Source organism: Ralstonia sp. A12 (genome assembly GCF_000801955.1).
GTDB lineage: Bacteria > Pseudomonadota > Gammaproteobacteria > Burkholderiales > Burkholderiaceae > Ralstonia.
The window spans coordinates 15,334-31,123 of record NZ_JSZO01000011.1 but is presented as its reverse complement, the minus strand read 5'-3'; the positions used below and the strand labels follow the sequence as shown (position 1 = coordinate 31,123).

General features: G+C 64.4%; 17 protein-coding genes. 8 read left to right on the top strand and 9 right to left on the bottom strand.

Annotation, left to right across the window (positions count from 1 at the left end):
• Entirely contained in the window at positions 1 to 771 is a 771-nt protein-coding gene (locus PI87_RS14105; RefSeq protein WP_039598557.1) for an alpha/beta fold hydrolase, read from the bottom strand.
• A 66-nt stretch (positions 772 to 837) separates the two neighbouring features.
• Positions 838 to 1,092 (bottom strand): hypothetical protein, encoded by a 255-nt coding sequence (locus tag PI87_RS14100; RefSeq protein WP_039598351.1) that lies wholly within the window; start codon positions 1,090 to 1,092, stop codon positions 838 to 840.
• A 341-nt stretch (positions 1,093 to 1,433) separates the two neighbouring features.
• Here PI87_RS14100 and PI87_RS14095 point away from each other — a divergent pair, with 341 nt between their 5' ends.
• Positions 1,434 to 1,832 carry a cupin domain-containing protein gene (locus PI87_RS14095; protein ID WP_039598350.1) on the top strand — a complete coding sequence of 133 codons (399 nt, stop codon included), beginning with the start codon at positions 1,434 to 1,436 and terminating at the stop codon, positions 1,830 to 1,832.
• Positions 1,833 to 1,865: 33 nt separating this feature from the next.
• Positions 1,866 to 2,909 (top strand): alpha/beta fold hydrolase, encoded by a 1,044-nt coding sequence (locus PI87_RS14090; RefSeq protein ID WP_039598349.1) that lies wholly within the window; start codon positions 1,866 to 1,868, stop codon positions 2,907 to 2,909.
• Positions 2,910 to 2,994: 85 nt separating this feature from the next.
• Here PI87_RS14090 and PI87_RS14085 read toward each other — a convergent pair whose 3' ends face one another.
• From PI87_RS14085 to PI87_RS14075, 3 genes are all read right to left on the bottom strand, one after another.
• A complete protein-coding gene (locus PI87_RS14085) occupies positions 2,995 to 3,948 on the bottom strand; it encodes an AEC family transporter (protein ID WP_039598348.1) in 954 nt (317 codons plus the stop codon).
• Positions 3,949 to 4,094: 146 nt separating this feature from the next.
• The gene (locus PI87_RS14080; protein ID WP_039598347.1) at positions 4,095 to 4,979 is read right to left on the bottom strand and encodes a LysR family transcriptional regulator; all 885 of its coding nucleotides are present in this window, start codon (positions 4,977 to 4,979) and stop codon (positions 4,095 to 4,097) included.
• Between the two features lie 56 nt (positions 4,980 to 5,035).
• The gene (locus PI87_RS14075) at positions 5,036 to 5,935 is read right to left on the bottom strand and encodes a LysR family transcriptional regulator (protein ID WP_039598346.1); all 900 of its coding nucleotides are present in this window, start codon (positions 5,933 to 5,935) and stop codon (positions 5,036 to 5,038) included.
• A 137-nt stretch (positions 5,936 to 6,072) separates the two neighbouring features.
• On the opposite strand from PI87_RS14075, the gene PI87_RS14070 reads away from it, so the two are divergent.
• Together PI87_RS14070 and PI87_RS14065 are read left to right on the top strand one after the other, a co-directional pair.
• Positions 6,073 to 7,224 (top strand): pyridoxal phosphate-dependent aminotransferase, encoded by a 1,152-nt coding sequence (locus PI87_RS14070; protein ID WP_442965490.1) that lies wholly within the window; start codon positions 6,073 to 6,075, stop codon positions 7,222 to 7,224.
• A gap of 85 nt (positions 7,225 to 7,309) precedes the next feature.
• Positions 7,310 to 7,708: a hypothetical protein gene (locus tag PI87_RS14065; RefSeq protein ID WP_039598344.1), complete on the top strand. Its 399-nt coding sequence runs from the start codon at positions 7,310 to 7,312 to the stop codon at positions 7,706 to 7,708.
• A 15-nt stretch (positions 7,709 to 7,723) separates the two neighbouring features.
• On the opposite strand, the gene PI87_RS14060 is transcribed toward PI87_RS14065, so the two are convergent.
• Positions 7,724 to 8,572, bottom strand: a complete 849-nt coding sequence (locus PI87_RS14060) for a fumarylacetoacetate hydrolase family protein (RefSeq protein WP_039598343.1) — start codon at positions 8,570 to 8,572, stop codon at positions 7,724 to 7,726.
• Positions 8,569 to 9,294, bottom strand: coding sequence for a GntR family transcriptional regulator (locus tag PI87_RS14055; protein WP_052321556.1), 726 nt, complete (start codon positions 9,292 to 9,294; stop codon positions 8,569 to 8,571). The genes PI87_RS14060 and PI87_RS14055 overlap by 4 nt, the downstream gene beginning before the upstream one ends.
• Positions 9,295 to 9,556: 262 nt before the next feature.
• Between PI87_RS14055 and PI87_RS14050 the strand changes: the two genes are divergently transcribed.
• The 4 genes from PI87_RS14050 to PI87_RS14035 all read left to right on the top strand — a co-directional run bounded on the left by PI87_RS14050 (position 9,557) and on the right by PI87_RS14035 (position 13,868).
• The gene (locus PI87_RS14050; RefSeq protein ID WP_039598342.1) at positions 9,557 to 10,864 is read left to right on the top strand and encodes an MFS transporter; all 1,308 of its coding nucleotides are present in this window, start codon (positions 9,557 to 9,559) and stop codon (positions 10,862 to 10,864) included.
• A 92-nt stretch (positions 10,865 to 10,956) separates the two neighbouring features.
• Positions 10,957 to 11,685, top strand: a complete 729-nt coding sequence (locus tag PI87_RS14045; protein WP_039598341.1) for a maleate cis-trans isomerase family protein — start codon at positions 10,957 to 10,959, stop codon at positions 11,683 to 11,685.
• A gap of 13 nt (positions 11,686 to 11,698) precedes the next feature.
• On the top strand, positions 11,699 to 13,114 hold the full coding sequence (gene hydA, locus PI87_RS14040; protein ID WP_039598340.1) for a dihydropyrimidinase: 1,416 nt from the start codon (positions 11,699 to 11,701) through the stop codon (positions 13,112 to 13,114).
• Positions 13,115 to 13,130: 16 nt separating this feature from the next.
• Complete coding sequence (locus PI87_RS14035) at positions 13,131 to 13,868, top strand: aspartate/glutamate racemase family protein (RefSeq protein ID WP_039598339.1); 738 nt, start codon at positions 13,131 to 13,133, stop codon at positions 13,866 to 13,868.
• A gap of 4 nt (positions 13,869 to 13,872) precedes the next feature.
• Here PI87_RS14035 and PI87_RS14030 read toward each other — a convergent pair whose 3' ends face one another.
• Both PI87_RS14030 and PI87_RS14025 read right to left on the bottom strand, forming a co-directional pair.
• The gene (locus PI87_RS14030; RefSeq protein ID WP_039598338.1) at positions 13,873 to 14,955 is read right to left on the bottom strand and encodes an ATP-binding protein; all 1,083 of its coding nucleotides are present in this window, start codon (positions 14,953 to 14,955) and stop codon (positions 13,873 to 13,875) included.
• Positions 14,952 to 15,707: a response regulator gene (locus PI87_RS14025; protein ID WP_039598337.1), complete on the bottom strand. Its 756-nt coding sequence runs from the start codon at positions 15,705 to 15,707 to the stop codon at positions 14,952 to 14,954. Before PI87_RS14025 ends, PI87_RS14030 begins: the two co-directional genes overlap by 4 nt.
• Positions 15,708 to 15,790 lie beyond the last annotated feature (83 nt).

Genomic DNA, 15,790 nt, shown 5'->3' with positions numbered 1-15,790 from the left:
TCAGTTGCGCGCCTCGACCGCATGCACGGCATCGAGGATGACCTTCGCCACATCCTGCGGCCGCGACTGCTGCGGCACGTGGCTCGTCGGCAGGCTCGTCACCTTGGCGCCGATCTTCTTGGCCATGGCACGCTCCAGGTCCGGCTGAATCATCCGGTCGTGTTCACTGACGATGAACCACGAAGGCTTGCTCTGCCATGCGGCCACCGTGGTCCGCTCACCAAACGCCGTTGCCTTGATGGGCCCCTGCGTAGCCGCCATCACGCGAGCCTGGGCAGTTGGCACGTCCTGCGCGAAATCGCTCGCCAGCGCCGCGGCGGGTAGCGAGAGATAACCGTTGGCATCTGCCACCAGTTTGCCGATGCCGGGCGCGGGCGCGTAGTCCTTGCCAACCTCTTCTGTCGACTGGCCTGCATCCGGCGCAAAGGCAGCCACGTAGACCAGCCCGGCAACCTTGCCGTCTGCGCCGGCTTCGGTGATCACCGTACCACCCCACGAATGCCCCACCAGCACGACCTTGCCGGCCTGATTGCCGATGGCGCGGCGTGTGGCGGCCACGTCGTCGGCCAGTGAGTTCAGCCCGTTCTGCACGGCCTGCACTTTCACGCCCTTGGCCTGCAGCAGCGGAATGACCTTGGCCCAATCGGAGCCATCGGCAAAGGCGCCGTGCACGATCACCACGGAAGGTTGGTCGGCACCTGCAGCCAGGAGGGGCGCACTGGTGGCCATGCCGAGCGCGAGCATTGCGAGGGAGACAGCGTTGCGTTTCAACATGTCGATTCCTGAGTCTTTAAGCGAGTGTTCAGAGGATGAGGTGGTCGCGGGGCACGCGCTGCGTCAGGCGTGGGCGCCGTCGTAGTACGGGTCAGCACTGCGTGCGCCGTCGGTATAGGCATCGGCTGCGCGTGCACCGTCCGTGTAGATGTCGGTCGAGCGAGCGCCTTCGGTGTACACGTCGCGTGCCTCTTGAACCGAACGCGCACCTTCGGTGTACGGGTCGCGTGCACTGCCAAACGCGGTGGCAGCGTGCGCACCAACAGCGGCAACGGCGAGTGCAACAACAGCGAAAGACTTGGCGAGATTGCGGGTCATGATCGTTCTCCTAAGAAGAGTGAAGACTGCGTTGGGGATTGCGCGGTCCGGCGTTGCTTCGTATCGGTGCAGCGTCTGGCCACGGAATGCATTTAAGCGGACGGACGTATCCCGTACGTAGCAGCAAGCAGCCCGTTTTGTCTGACCGTGTACCCCCGTCATGGCCAGATACATACGCATACAAAACCCCGGTCACCGCAGTCCGTTGGTACACAGCGATACAAATCGGCAGAACGGTGAAACATGCGGGATACACCGCGATCGTCCAATGCAGGGAACGAGGTCGGCTGGACCATTCCTGGACCCTCCCTCGTCATCCATCCTTGATTACAGGAGTTCCCATGCAACCGATCCGAATCGCCGCCGCCCTGCTCGTGCTCGCAGGCGCCGTTGTTTCCCATAGCGCATCCGCTCAAGCCGGCGGCGTGCAACGTGCCGACCTGGTTCACCACGACCTGAGCGCGAATGGCTACGAAACCCTGCAGGTGCGCGTTGACTTTGATGAGAAGGCGTTCGCCCCCAAACACGCACATCCGGGCGAAGAGATCGCCCACGTGTTGAAGGGTGCGCTTGAGTACCGCCTGGATGGCCAACCGCCGGTGACGCTGCAAGCCGGTGAATCGCTGTTCATTCCGGCCGGTGTGGCGCATTCGGCAAGAAATGTCGGCAGCGGCAAGGCATCGGAGTTGGCGACCTACGTTGTCAGAAAGGGCGAGCCGCTCGTCCAACTCGCCCAGTAACCGTATTCATCCAACCACTTGAGAGCGTCCCCAATGTCGAACCCCATCAACCTCCGTCGCCGCCGCCTTCTCGGCACCACCATCGCCAGCATTGGCGTGCTCGATCTCGGGCTGGCCGAGCTTGTGCATGCGCAGCCTGCGCCTTCCGCATCAAATGCTCTGTTGGGCGGCCAGGCCAACCCGTTCGGCACCCTGCAGCAGATTGATGCGGGCGTGCTCAACATTGGCTATGCGGATCTGGGCCCCAAGGACGGCCCCGCCGTGATCCTGCTGCACGGCTGGCCGTATGACATCTACAGCTACGCAGAGGTGGCGCCGGCACTGGCAGCCGCCGGCTATCGCGTGCTCGTGCCGTACCTGCGCGGCTATGGCACGACGCGCATCCGCTCGGCCGATACGCCGCGCAACGGGCAGCAGGCGGCGCTGGCGGTCGACATCATCGCGTTCATGGATGCGCTCAAGATCAAGCAGGCCCACTTTGGCGGCTACGACTGGGGGGCACGCACCGCGGACATCATCGCGGCGCTGTGGCCGGAACGGTGCAAGACGCTGGTTTCCGTAAGCGGCTACCTGATCGGCAGCCAGGAGGCAAACCGCAAGCCGCTGCCACCGGCTGCGGAGTTGGCCTGGTGGTACCAGTTCTACTTCACGACGGAGCGCGGCGCGCAGGGCTATGCCGCCAACTGCAAAGACTTCAACCGCCTGATCTGGAAACTCGCCTCGCCCACCTGGAAGTTTGACGACGCCACCTACGACCGCAGCGCCGCCGCGTTCGACAACCCAGACCACGTGGCCGTCGTCATCCACAACTACCGCTGGCGCCTGGGGCTGGCCCAGGGTGAATCGCAGTTCGACGCGCTGGAAAAGCGCCTGGCCGCTGCGCCCTCCATTACGGTACCCACCATCACCATGGAAGGCGATGCCAACGGCGCACCGCATCCGGAACCGTCGGCCTATGCGAAGAAGTTCGCGGGCAAGTACCAGCACCGCAACATCGGCGGCGGCATTGGGCACAACCTGCCGCAGGAAGCGCCCAAGGCGTTTGTACAGGCAATGCTGGATGTGGCACGGCTTTGAGATGCGGCGGATCTGCGTCTGCGTGCTGAGGCTGCGCTGTACATCGTGGCGCAGCCTCTTCAATGGCAGTCGACTGGCTCCGGACTTAGAGCGCCGAAATCAACCCCTGCGGCAACCCGCGCGTCACCACCAGCAGCGTCATCACCGCCGGCATGGCGGCGGCGGCCAGCACCGTCTGCGCGGCGGTAATGCCCGCCATGAGTGGTGCATCGCCGCCAAGCTGGCGCGCCATGATGTAAGACGACGATGCTGTCGGCAGTGCCTGGAACAGCAGCGCCACCATCAGCGCCACATCGGTCAGCCCGATGGCATGGCCCACCACCAGTGTCAACACCGGCATGGCCAGAAACTTGACGAACGACGACACGAACACCGGTTGCGCCCACGAGCGCACGCCGCTGAAGTTCAGCGCCGCGCCCACACACAGCAGGCCAAGCGGCATGGAAGCCACGCCGAGCGAGCGCACCGCGGGCTCGATCAACGTTGGAACCTGCACGCCAGCGATCTGCATACCGATGCCCAGCACACACGCCACCACCAGCGGGTTCGTCACAATCTGGCGCGCGAGGGCCTTGCCGCTCAGCCGCACCGAACCGAAACGCGCAAACACCAGCACGCACAGCAGATTGACGGTCGGCACGATGGCCGCGTTGCACACGGCAGCCAGCGCAATGCCTTTCGCGCCGAAGAGCCCCGCAGCAAGCGACACGCCCACGTAGTTGTTGAAACGCACCGCGCCTTGAAACACCGACGTGAACGCCGCGCCATCCACACGCATCCAGGGTCGGGTCAGCACCAAGACCGCCGCCACCACCACCGTTGCAACGATCAGCGTGCCGGCCAGCGGCAGGACCGGCAGGGCCTGCAGGTGCGCACTCGCCAATCCGTGCGTAAACAGCGCGGGCAGCAGGATGTAGTAGCAAAGTCGCTCTGCCTGCGGCCAGAACGCATCGGCAATGAATCCGGTGTGCTTGAGCCCATAACCGAGCGCAACCAGAAGGGCGACTGGCGCCAGCGCCAGCAGGATGGCGGCAGTCATCGCGATGCTCCCGCACGGCAATGCATGCCCGGTATGGAAGGGATCAGGGGAAAGAGGCGGGACAACATGGCGGTGCTCGATCAAAACAGGAACACCATCACGCTATCACGCCGTGACAGCAGTAATGATTGTGATTGATCGTGTGATCAACGAGAAATACTCATGGCAGATTCGACCACGGCATCGGCCAATGCCTGGGTAAAGCACTGTGCTGGGCGCGACTGATGTTCAAGCAGAACGACTGCGCGGCGCGTCTGCGGCTGGCCGAACGGCAAGCGTGTAATGGGCGGCAGTTGCGTCAGCACGGAGTCGGACAGCGCTACCACGGCCGCGCCCAGGCCACTCGCCACCATGCGCACGATGGTGTCCTTGTTGTCGAGCACCATCTCTTCACGCACCCGTACGCCCAGGCGGCGCAGCTCCGCGGCAATCATGCGGCCGGCCCAAGCCTGCGCATCAAAGCGGATGAACGGCAGCTCGGTCAGCAGCGCACGCGCGTCGTGCTTGGCATATTGCGGCGGGGCCAGCAGCCAGAAGCGGTCTTCATAGAGCGTTGACCACACCAGCTCTGCCGGGTGCGGCCGCACGGGCTGCGAGGTGATGGCGGCATCCAGTTCACCATCGGCCACGCGCTGCGCAAGCTCGGCCGACATGCCAGCCGCCACGTGCACACGCAGTCCAGGGTGATCGCGCCGCAAGGTCAGCAGCGCATTGGGCATGGGCCCGGACATCGCGGTCTGGATGGCGCCGATGCGCAGCCGGCCGACCAGTGATTTCTCATCGCTCAACGCATCGGGAATACGGTCATACAGCGCCAGGATCTGTTCGGCCTGCGCGAGCACGATGCGCCCCGCTTCCGTGAGCGAAGGCTCGCGGCGCGAGCGGTCGAACAAGCGGACGTTGAACTCCTCCTCCAGCGATTTGACCTGCAGGCTGACCGCTGATTGCGTCAGCCCGATGGCTTCACCCGCGCGGGCAAACGTCCGGTGGCGGGCAATGGCGACGAGCGTTCTCAGTGCGCGTAAAGACATGATCGGGAGCGAGGTTCGATCGGATGAGGATAGCGCATGGCATGCCAGCGCCAGCGTTATCGACGCAGCTTGATGGCCTGCGCCTGCCGCCACAATGCCGCCGCAGCCGGTGATAGCCTGCGCTGGTTCAGGCAGGCCAGCCCCACGCGGCGTGAGGCGCGCGGGGTGATCTTGCGAACCACCACCCCATCATGCCGCTCGGGCAGCGCCAACGACGCCAGAATCGACACACCCTGCCCGCGCGCCACGAACTCCAGGATCGACAGCAACTGCGACAGCTCATGCGTGACCTTCGGCTGCACGTTGGCCCGCGCAAACATGCGCGCCACCAGGTCTTGCGAGCCGGCATGGGTGAGGATCAGCGGATGCCGTGCCAGCGTGCGCAGGTCAACGGAATCGGCCTGCGCCAGCGGGTGTCGCGTCGGCAATACGGCAACGAGTTCGTCCACGGCCAGCGGCAGCGTGTCGAACTGCGGCTTGGGCAAGGTGACCACAGCCAACTCGATACGGCGCTCAACCAGCGCCTGCTCGATTTCCGCATCGGGCTTTTCCGTGACATACACCTCAATGCCTGGGTGGCGATCCTGAAAGCGTTCCAGCAGCGGTGGCAGCAGCCGCAGCGATGAACTGGCACCAAACGAGCCGATCCGCAGCACGCCGCTCTGCAGGCCGGTACTGGCGCTGGCTGTGGCTTGAATCAGGTTCAGCGCGGCAAAGAGATCCCGCACGTGTGGAAGGATCTGCTGCCCCGCGTGCGTGAGTTCCACCGTCTGCGCATTACGATCCACCAAGGCCGTGCCCAGCGCGGTTTCCAGGGCGCGCAACGCGTGGCTGGTTGCGGACGGTGTCATTCCGATCCTGGCGCCGGCATTGGCAATGCCATCGGCGCCGGCCAGTGACAGCAGCAGCTCCAACTGACGAAGCGTCGGGGACTGCGGCGCAAGGGTGTTCTTCATGCTGAAGCAAAACTCAATTGAGATTGAACAACATGAATTCTAGATTAGTGCGCATTCCCATGGATCACGCTGATCGAAAGGCCGCCCGAATGCTCTCCAAGACCGTCTCCACCCTTCGCCCCTCTCCCATCCAGGTCATGGCAGAACGTACGCGTCAGGCGCAGCAAGCCGGGCACAGCGTTGTCGACATGACGCTGGGCGAGCCCGACTTTCCGACACCCGAGCACATTGGCGAGGCCGCCGTGCGCGCGATTGCCGAGGGGCAGACCCGCTACACCCCCATCAATGGCACGGTGCAATTGCGTGAGGCCATCGTGCGCAAGCTGCTGCGTGAGAACGGCCTGATCACTACGCCGGCCGATATCAGCGTGGGTTGTGGTGGCAAGCAGGTCATCTATCAGGCGTTCCTGGCAACGTTGACCCCGGGGGATGAAGTTCTGATTCCCGCACCGTACTGGGCTTCGTATGCCGACATCGTCTCCATGAACGGCGGCACGCTGCGGCCGCTGCTCACGTCACCCGAGACCGGCTACGCGCTGCAGCCCGAAACCCTGGAAGCGGCGATCACGCTGCGCACCAAATGGCTGGTGCTGAACTCGCCCAGCAACCCGAGCGGCACGGCCTACACGGCTGACCAGTTGCTGCGGTTTGCCGAGATCCTGCGCAAGAGCGCCAACCAGCGCTTCTTCATCCTCGTGGATGACATCTACGAGCACATCCTGTATGACGGGCGCAAGGCAGCCACGCTGGCGGCAATTGCACCGGATCTGGCACCGCGCATCCTGACGGTCAACGGCGTATCCAAGGCGTACTCGATGACAGGCTGGCGCGTGGGTTACGCCAGCGGGCCGCGCACCCTGATCGAGGCCATGACCAAGATCCAGATGCAGATCAACTCGCATACGTCGTCGGTGTCGCAGGCGGCAGCAGTGGCGGCGCTGGATGGTCCGCAGGATGAGGTGGCGCGCCGCTGCGGCATCTTCCAGGCGCGACGGGATTTCCTCCTGCAGCGTTTTGACGCGATTGACGGGCTGCATACGCCCAAGCCGGAGGGCGCCTTCTACCTGTTTCCGGATGTGCGCGCCTTCATCGGCCGCAAGGCACCCGAAGGCAGCGTTGTGACCGACGATGTCGCGCTGGCGGCCTATCTGCTGGAACAGGGCGTGGCCGTGGTGCCGGGGTCGGGCTTTGGCATGGCAGGCTTCCTGCGGCTGTCGTATGCAACGTCGGATGCACAGCTTGCGCTGGCGGCGGATCGAATGGCAGCGGCGCTGGGCGCGCTTCAATAGTGCACGTTCAGGTGCAGGTGCATGCGCCCACGCGCGACGCGGATGCTACCCTTGCCGGCTTCAACTGACTCCCCTCGTGCACGGCATGGATTCGCTCCCCTATCTGGACTTTGCAGCACTCGAAGCGCTAGCGACGCGCTCGGATCGCGTCACATCAGCATGCACGTGTTGCACAACGCCGCTCATCGGATGGGCAAGCCGACCCGTTTCGTTTCCTGATGAACAGGTGCACCGCATCGGCACCTTGATCCAGGGCGACGTCGACGAAGCCACCTTGGTGGAGTTTCATCCGAAGGACACGGAGTATTGGTCACCCGTAGCCCCCATCGCAGCGCTGTATTACCCGTTCAACCGCTGCGATGTCTGGGAGTGCACGGCATGCTCGCGCGTCTTCCTGCGCTATACAGAGGGCGGCGGCTACTTCGTGGATCAGCGCATCCGCGCGTTGACGCATGCCGTGCTGGAGGATGCGCCGCTGCCCTAGTTTCGTATCCGCGCTTCAATCCTTGGCGTAAGCCACCACCGGTTGGGTCTGCTCGCCAATGCCATCCACACCCAGACGCATAGTGTCGCCGGCCTTGAGATAGCGCGGGGGCTTGCAACCCATGCCGACACCCGGCGGCGTGCCCGTGCAGATCAGGTCCCCAGGGTGCAGCGTCATGAAACGGCTGACGTAGCTCACCAAGTGCGCCACGCCGAAGATCATGGTGGCCGTGTTGCCCTTCTGCACGCGCTCGCCGTTGACTTCAAGCCATAGGTTGAGCGCCTGCGGGTCGGGCACCTCATCGCGCGTGACCAGCCACGGCCCCACCGGGCAGAAGGTGTCACAGCCCTTGCCCTTGTCCCACGTGCCGCCGCGTTCGAGCTGAAACTCGCGCTCCGACACGTCGTTGACTACGCAATAGCCAGCCACGTGCGACAGCGCCGCTTCACGTGACACATCGCGCGCCGTCTTGCCGATCACCACGCCGAGTTCAACCTCCCAGTCGGTCTTCTCCGACCCGCGCGGCAGCATGACGGCATCATTCGGGCCGTTCAACGCGCTGTTGGCCTTGAGAAAGACGATGGGTTCCGCCGGCGGCGCCATGCCGGCTTCAGCGGCATGGTCGGCATAGTTCAGGCCGATAGCGATGATCTTGCCGATACCGTGCCATGGCACGCCAAAGCGCGCGTCCTGGACCACGGGCAGCGCCTCCATGTCCGCTTGTGCCAGTTGCGCCAAGGCTGCATCGGACAACTGCTGCGGCCCTACGTCGCTCAGCACACCGCTGAGGTCACGCACGCGCCCTTGTGCATCGATCAGTCCGGGGCGCTCTGCCCCCGGTTGGCCTACACGTACGAGTTTCATCGGTTTCCTTTGGCTTCGTTCTTGGTTCGGGACGTTTCGGACAAGCTTCGCGCGACCACGCTCAGCACTTCCTTGGCCGTGTTCTCGGAGTGTTCGCGCAGCACCTGCGCCAAGCGCGGGCGGCCCGGCTCGCGCAGCGCAGCCATGATGACTTCGTGCTCTTCGTGCGATTCCTGCCAGCGCAGCATGTCGGCATTGGCGGCACCGCGCGCGCGGTGGACCTTGCTCATCAGCGCAGCGTAGATGCCGGCCAGCACCGGGTTAGCCGCGCCGTCGATGATGAGCTGGTGGATTTCCTGGTTGATGCGAAAGTACTCGGTGCGCCGCCCTGCCTCGTGCGCATCGAGCATGGCCTGGTGCTTGCGCTCCAGGCGAGCCATGGCCACCTCGGACAAGCGCGACGCTGCCAGCTCGCCGGCAGTGGCTTCCAGCCCGTGCAAGGTCTCGAAGGTGGCGCGCAGCTCATCAAGATCGAGCGGTGCAACGCGATAGCCGATGTACTGCCGATGCAGCACCAGCCCTTCGGCCACCAGCACCTTGAGCGCCTCGCGCAGCGGCGTCTTGGAGACATCGAACATCTCACAGAAGGCGCGCTCGTCAATGCGGGCGCCAGGCGGCAGCTCACCCTCTTCGATCAGGGTGCGCAAACGCGTGGCAATTTCGGCCGACATGCCGAGCGTGCGCAGGCGCGTGGATTGGAGCAACGATTGAGTCACAGGCATCACCGGAATGAGGAACAGGCACCACAAGAAGGCTACCACACGCGACTATTCTGCTATTTCACTTTATATAAATCAATAACTTACAAGTGTTGTAATTACAGATTACGTATCCTATACTCGGCCACGTTGCGCAACACTATTCAATCAAACCGACTTTTGAGGTCGTTTCGAACAGCGCCACCCGCAGCAAACTGGCGACGACAGCCAGGTCCGTCGGGCGCTTCTCGAAACGGCTTCAGGAGCGATCAAGGAGACACGCGTAATGGAAACCGCAAGCCAGGCCCCGGCCATGGCGCTAACGGAGACGAAGAGCTCCGTGCGCTGGAAGATCTTTCTGATGATGTTGATGCTCATCTCCATCAACTACGTCGACCGGGCATCGTTGTCAGTGGCGATGCCGCTGATCGCCAAGGAATTCGATATCGGCCCGGCGGTGCAAGGCCTGCTCTTGAGTTCGTTCTTCTGGACCTACGCCTTCATGCAGATCCCCGGCGGCATGCTGGCCGACCGCTTCGGTCCGCGCGTCGTGATTGCCGGCGCCACGCTGGGCTGGGGCTTCTTCCAGGCGATCGCGGCGGTCTGCACCGGCTGGGTACCGCTGATGCTCACGCGCCTGGGCCTGGGCGCCGCTGAAGCGCCGATCTATCCGGCCGGCGGCAAGCTCAATGCCATCTGGATGACGCAAAACGAGCGCGGCCGCGGTGCCACGCTGCTCGACGGCGGTGCGCCGCTGGGTGCGGCGCTGGGGGCGCTCATCATCGCGGGACTGATCACCGAGTTTCAATCCTGGCGCACCTCGTTCGTGGTGGCCGGCATCGGCACCATGATCGCGGGCTTCTTCGCCTGGTGGTACGTCCGCAACCATCCGCGCCAGCACCCGTCCGTGAATGACGCCGAAGCAACCTACATCGAGGCCGCGCACGCTGCCGACATGGCAGCAGAGCCGGCCAACGTGAGCGGCAACGTGCTGGACTTCTTCAAGTACCGCTCGGTGTGGGGCATGTTCTTCGGCTGGATGTGCTTCAACGCGTTGTTCTACGGCCTGCTGACCTGGATGCCGACCTACCTCTCGAAGGTGCACGGCCTGGATATCAAGCAGATGGGCGGCGCAGTGTTCGCCATGTTCTTCTCCGGCTTCGTTGGTGAAATGTTCGGCGGCTGGCTGGCCGACAAGTGGAAGGCAGCCGGCGCATCGCAGGCCAAGGTGCTGCGCACGCTGTTCGGCATTGCATCGGTGGTTGCCACGGTGGCCATCTACACCGTGGCGCGCTTCAAGGACCCGATCGTCGTTGTGGCGCTGCTGTCGGTGACGCTGTTCTTCTTGCGCTGGTGCGGCCTGTTCTGGTGCGTGCCGTCGATTCTGGGCACGCGCAAGCGCGTGGGCTTCCTGGGCGGCACGATGAATCTGGGCGGCAACGTGGCCGGTATCGGCATGCCCATCATCGTGGGCGTAATCGTGCAGGCAACGGGCTCCTACGACATGGCGCTGATGCTATTTGCCGCTGCCGGTGCTGGGCTGTTCATCTGCTCCACGATGCTGATCGATTACGGCAAGAAGCTGCCGGTCTGACGCTAGAAGAGGAACCACCCCCAATCAATGAGCGAGGCCCCGCGCGTGACCATCCGCACGCCAGGGCCGCACCAATCACGAAGAAGACTCCCATGACCAAACGCATCAAGCTCGGCATGCTCACGCCGTCGTCCAACACGGCGCTGGAACCCATCACCAGCGCCATGGTGAGCGGGCTGCCCAACGTCAGCGCGCATTTCTCGCGCTTTACCGTCACGGAAATTTCGCTGCGCGATCAGGCGCTGGGCCAGTTCGATCTGGAGAAGATCCTGAACGCGGCCAAGCTGCTGGCTGACGCGCACGTCGATGTGATCGCATGGAACGGCACCTCCTCCGGCTGGCTCGGTTTTGAGAAAGACGAAGCGCTGTGCCGCCAGATCACCGAGGCCACCGGCATTCCGGCCACCACGTCGGTGCTGGCGCTCAATGAGATCCTCGCCAAGACGGGCGCGCGTGACTTCGCGCTCGTCACGCCGTACCTCAACGACGTGCAGCAGCTGATCGTGCAGAACTACAAGCGTAGCGGTTTCAACTGCATCGCCGAGCGCCACCTGGATCTGCACGTCAACCACAGCTTTGCCGATGTGGAAGAAGACACGATCCGCGCAATGGTGCGTGAAGTGGCGCAGCAAAAACCCGCTGCCATCACCACGTTCTGCACAAACCTGCGCGCGGCGCATTTGGTGGAAGCGCTGGAAGCGGAAACCGGCATCCCCGTCTACGACACCATCTCGACGGTCGTGTGGAAATCGCTGCGCCTGGCCGGCGTCGACACGCGCGAGCTGCACGGCTGGGGCCGCCTGTTTTCGAAAGTGGCATAAGGAGGCGCCAATCATGTCCACCGAACTCGACCTGGTGATTCGCAACGCGGATGTTGTCACCGCCTCCGACCGCTTTACGTGCGATATCGGCGTGCGCGACGGCCGCATCGCCGTGCTCGGCCACGGCTTGCCGCGTGGCGCGCGCGAAATCGATGCCACCGGCCTGCTCGCGCTGCCAGGCGGCGTTGACGGCCATTGCCACCTCGACCAACCCATGCCCGACGGCATGCGCATGGCCGATGACTTCTTCACCGGCACGCGCGCCGCCGTGTGCGGTGGCACCACCACGGTCATCCCGTTTGCCGCGCAGGAGAAGGGGCATTCGCTCAAGGCCGCGGTGGACGACTACCACCGCCGCGCAGAAGGTCGAGCGGTGGCCGACTATGGATTCCACCTGATCGTGGCCGACCCAACGCCCGAAGTGCTCAAGCACGAACTGCCGGAGCTGATCCGCAAGGGCTACACCTCGTTCAAGGTCTACATGACCTATGACGACCTGAAGCTCTCCGACCGCGAAATGCTGGACGTGCTCGACGTTGCCAAGCAGAACAACGCGCTGGTGATGGTGCACGCGGAAAACGCCGACTGCATCTCGTGGCTGACCGAAAAGCTGGTGGGCGAAGGCCGCATCTCGCCGCGCTTCCATGGTCTGTCGCGCCCGGCCGCGGTCGAGCGTGAAGCCACGCACCGCGCCATCACGTTTGCCGAGCTGGTGGACGTGCCCATCCTGATCGTGCACGTGTCGGGCAAGGAAGCCATCGAGCAGATCCGCTGGGCGCAAAGCCGCGGCCTGCAGATCCTGGCCGAGACCTGCCCGCAGTACCTCTACCTGACCGCCGAAGACATGGGCCTGCCAGGCGACGACGGCTACGAAGGCGCCAAGTGCGTCTGCAGCCCGCCGCCGCGTGACCCCGAGAACCAGGCGGCCGTGTGGCGTGCGCTGGCCGGCGGCGTGTTCAGCGTGTTCTCGTCCGACCACGCGCCGTTCAACTATGACGACCCGGAAGGCAAGAAGCTCGGCGGCCAAGCGCAGCCGTTCGACCATATTCCCAACGGCGTGCCCGGCATCGAAACGCGCCTGCCGCTGCTGTTCGACGGCATCGCGCAAGGCAAGCTGTCGCTGCATCAGTTTGTGGAACTGACGTCGTATCGCCCGGCGCGCCTGTACGGCCTATACCCGCGCAAGGGCACCATCGCCGTGGGCGCCGATGCCGACATCGCCCTGTGGGACCCGGAGCGCCGCGTGCGCATCACCAACGATGCGCTGCATCACGCGGTGGACTACACCCCGTACGAAGGCATTGAAGTGACCGGCTGGCCAGTGCATTGCTTCTCGCGCGGCGAGATGCTGGTCGAGAACGGCAAGTACCTCGAACCGGCACCGGGCCGCGGACAATTCCTGCCGGCGGGTGCGCCGTCTCTGGTTTGATCTTCAGATTTCCATCATGCGTATTCTCGTCGTCAATCCCAACATCTCTGAGAGCGTGACCGAGCTGATCCATGCAGAGGCACAGCGCTCCATCTCCCCCTGCACCACGCTCACCATGGCAACGGCGCCGTTTGGCGTGGCCTATATCGAAACGCGCTTCGAAGCGCTGGTGGGCGGCTATGCCACCGCGTGCGCCGTCGCTGAACATCAAGGCCAGTTCGACGGCGTGGTCGTGGCGGCGTTTGGTGATCCGGGCCTAGCCGGCATCAAGGAGCTTTGCAACGTGCCGGTCGTTGGCATGACCGAAGCGGCGCTCGCGAGTGCGTGCCTGCTTGGTCAGCGCTTTTCCATCATCGCAATCTCGAACCGCATTCAATCGTGGTACCGCGAGTGCGTGGCGACCAACGGGCTGTCGTCGCGACTGGCAAGCGTGCGCTCGCTGCACCAGCCGCTGCGCGATATCGGCAGCGTGCAGGAAGACCATGCAGCGCGGCTGGAAGAACTCAGCCTGCAGGCCGTGCGCGAAGACGGCGCCGACGTGATCATCGTGGCCGGCGCCCCGCTCGCGGGGCTGGCCCGCACGCTCAAGGACCGCATTCCTGTGCCGGTGGTCGATGGCGTGTCCAGCGCCATCCGCCATTGCGAGAGCCTGATCGCACTCGCCCCGAAGGGCGCCGCCGAAGGTAGCTTTGCGCGCCCACCGCACAAGCCCAGTCGCGGCTTGCCGCCAGCGTTGGCGGCCATGCTGGCGTAAGCGGTTAGCTTGCCTTCCCTGCAAGCGTGACAGCGTCGGGCCAGGACATGTCGAACCGCGTGCCGCCACCGGCGGCTGGGCTGCAAGTGACCTGCCCGCCGTGAGCATGGGCAATGGCGGCAACCACAGCCAGCCCCAGCCCACTGCCTCCGCTCCGGGTGGTACGTGCGCTGTCTGCGCGCCTGAACGCTTCAAAAACGTGGGGCGCGAATTCCGGTGGGATGCCCGGCCCATCGTCTTCGACCGACAACTGGCACGTGCCCTGCTCGACGCGCGTCTGAATGCGCACCGCGCCAGGCACCGCGTGCTTGCGCGCGTTCTCCAGCAACGCCAGCAGCGCCTGCCGAATCCGAACCGGATCGCAATGCATGTGCCGGTCATCCAGATCCAGCACGGGCTGTTGGCCAGCGGCCTGCAGCGCATCGGCAAACACCGCGACGACGGCTTTGATGTCCGCAGCCAGATCCACATGCTGGACATCCAGGCTCAGGTGTCCGCTCTCCGCCAGGCTGATCACGCGCAGATCCTCGATCAGCCGGGCCAAGCCTTCAACCTGGGTCAGCAGGTTGCGGAACTGCGCCTCGTCGGGGGTGAAGACGCCCTCGGCCAGCCCTTGCAGCCGCCCGCGCAATACGGTGACGGGCGTGCGCAACTCATGGGCGATGGCCGCGTTCCAGAACACCTGTTCGTTGGTGACGCGTTGCAACTGGTCTGCCAGCGCGTTGAAGTCGTCCGCCAGCGCGGCCGCTTCATGCAGCGAGCGGTCGCCCGCAATGGCACGAGCACCAAGATCGCCCCGGGCAACGCGACGAATACTGTCCGTGACGGAGTTGAGCGGCACCAGAATGCGACGCGCCAACTTGATTGCCACCGCAACCGAGACGGCCAGCCCTGCGAGCGTCGACACACCGAGTACCAGCCATTCCGGCGTCGTGATGGTCCAGTCGGATGTCTCGAGATGTGCCGGCCAGTACAGAAACGCGAGGTAGTAGAACCCGTAAGCCGACACGACCACCAGCAGCATCACGCCAAACGCCATCGCCGCCATGGTCAGTGCAATCTGGCGGCTCAGCCCCTGCAGCCTCATTCGCCGCTCCAGAGTTTGTAGCCGACACCGCGCACGCCTACCGGAATACCGGTGACGTCCAGATCCTCCAGCTTCTTGCGCAGCTTGCTGATGTGGCTGTCTACGGTACGTTCGAGTGCATCTCCCTCGGGCAGGCAGGTTGCCAGCAGTTCACCGCGGCTGAACACCCGCCTGGGGGCACGCGCCAACTGGGCGAGCAGCTTGAACTCAGTCAATGTCAGCGCCAGCGCATGGCGCTGTTTGCCCACCTGCACGGTGGCTTCGTGGTGGTCCAGATCGATCTCGAACGGCGCGGCGCGCAACACGCGCTGCTCCGGCTGACGCGAGCCGGACATGGACCGCCGCAGCACGGCCTGGACACGCGCCACGACTTCTGCCGGGTTGAACGGCTTGACCACGTAGTCATCCGCGCCGATGCGCAAGCCGGTCAGCTTGTCGATGTCCTGGTCCAGCGCCGTCAGCATGATGACCGGCGTGTCACCCCGGTGGCGGATTTCCGCCAGCACCTGCCAGCCGTCGGCGTGGGGCATCTGCACGTCGAGCAGCACCAGGTCTGGCTTGAGCGCCAGATGCAGCTCCAGTGCCTTGCGTCCATCGGGGGCATGCACGCTGCGCAAGCCGTTGCGCGTCAGATAGGCGGCCAGGATCTCGGCGATCTCGGGTTCGTCCTCGGCTATGAGGATCAGGGCCTGCGGGCCCGGTACTGTTCCGGGCGAGGGGGTAGCGTCGGTCGTCGTCGACTTCACAGCCATTCAACATCTCCATCGAATCTCCATACTACCGCACGGAAACCCCCATTCGACGCGCTCAGACTCCGGCTGGTCTTAGCGGGCAG

Excerpts from the sequence above, each read along its gene's own strand:
- PI87_RS14050 (WP_039598342.1), top strand. The coding sequence starts at position 9,557 with ATGGAAACCGCAAGCCAGGCCCCGGCCATGGCGCTAACGGAGACGAAG.
- PI87_RS14025 (WP_039598337.1), bottom strand. The coding sequence starts at position 15,707 with ATGGCTGTGAAGTCGACGACGACCGACGCTACCCCCTCGCCCGGAACA.
- PI87_RS14080 (WP_039598347.1), bottom strand. The coding sequence starts at position 4,979 with ATGTCTTTACGCGCACTGAGAACGCTCGTCGCCATTGCCCGCCACCGG.
- PI87_RS14060 (WP_039598343.1), bottom strand. The coding sequence starts at position 8,572 with ATGAAACTCGTACGTGTAGGCCAACCGGGGGCAGAGCGCCCCGGACTG.
- PI87_RS14085 (WP_039598348.1), bottom strand. The coding sequence starts at position 3,948 with ATGACTGCCGCCATCCTGCTGGCGCTGGCGCCAGTCGCCCTTCTGGTT.
- PI87_RS14100 (WP_039598351.1), bottom strand. The coding sequence starts at position 1,092 with ATGACCCGCAATCTCGCCAAGTCTTTCGCTGTTGTTGCACTCGCCGTT.
- PI87_RS14095 (WP_039598350.1), top strand. The coding sequence starts at position 1,434 with ATGCAACCGATCCGAATCGCCGCCGCCCTGCTCGTGCTCGCAGGCGCC.
- PI87_RS14090 (WP_039598349.1), top strand. The coding sequence starts at position 1,866 with ATGTCGAACCCCATCAACCTCCGTCGCCGCCGCCTTCTCGGCACCACC.
- PI87_RS14055 (WP_052321556.1), bottom strand. The coding sequence starts at position 9,294 with ATGCCTGTGACTCAATCGTTGCTCCAATCCACGCGCCTGCGCACGCTC.
- PI87_RS14045 (WP_039598341.1), top strand. The coding sequence starts at position 10,957 with ATGACCAAACGCATCAAGCTCGGCATGCTCACGCCGTCGTCCAACACG.
- hydA (WP_039598340.1), top strand. The coding sequence starts at position 11,699 with ATGTCCACCGAACTCGACCTGGTGATTCGCAACGCGGATGTTGTCACC.
- PI87_RS14030 (WP_039598338.1), bottom strand. The coding sequence starts at position 14,955 with ATGAGGCTGCAGGGGCTGAGCCGCCAGATTGCACTGACCATGGCGGCG.
- PI87_RS14065 (WP_039598344.1), top strand. The coding sequence starts at position 7,310 with ATGGATTCGCTCCCCTATCTGGACTTTGCAGCACTCGAAGCGCTAGCG.
- PI87_RS14075 (WP_039598346.1), bottom strand. The coding sequence starts at position 5,935 with ATGAAGAACACCCTTGCGCCGCAGTCCCCGACGCTTCGTCAGTTGGAG.
- PI87_RS14035 (WP_039598339.1), top strand. The coding sequence starts at position 13,131 with ATGCGTATTCTCGTCGTCAATCCCAACATCTCTGAGAGCGTGACCGAG.
- PI87_RS14070 (WP_442965490.1), top strand. The coding sequence starts at position 6,073 with ATGGCAGAACGTACGCGTCAGGCGCAGCAAGCCGGGCACAGCGTTGTC.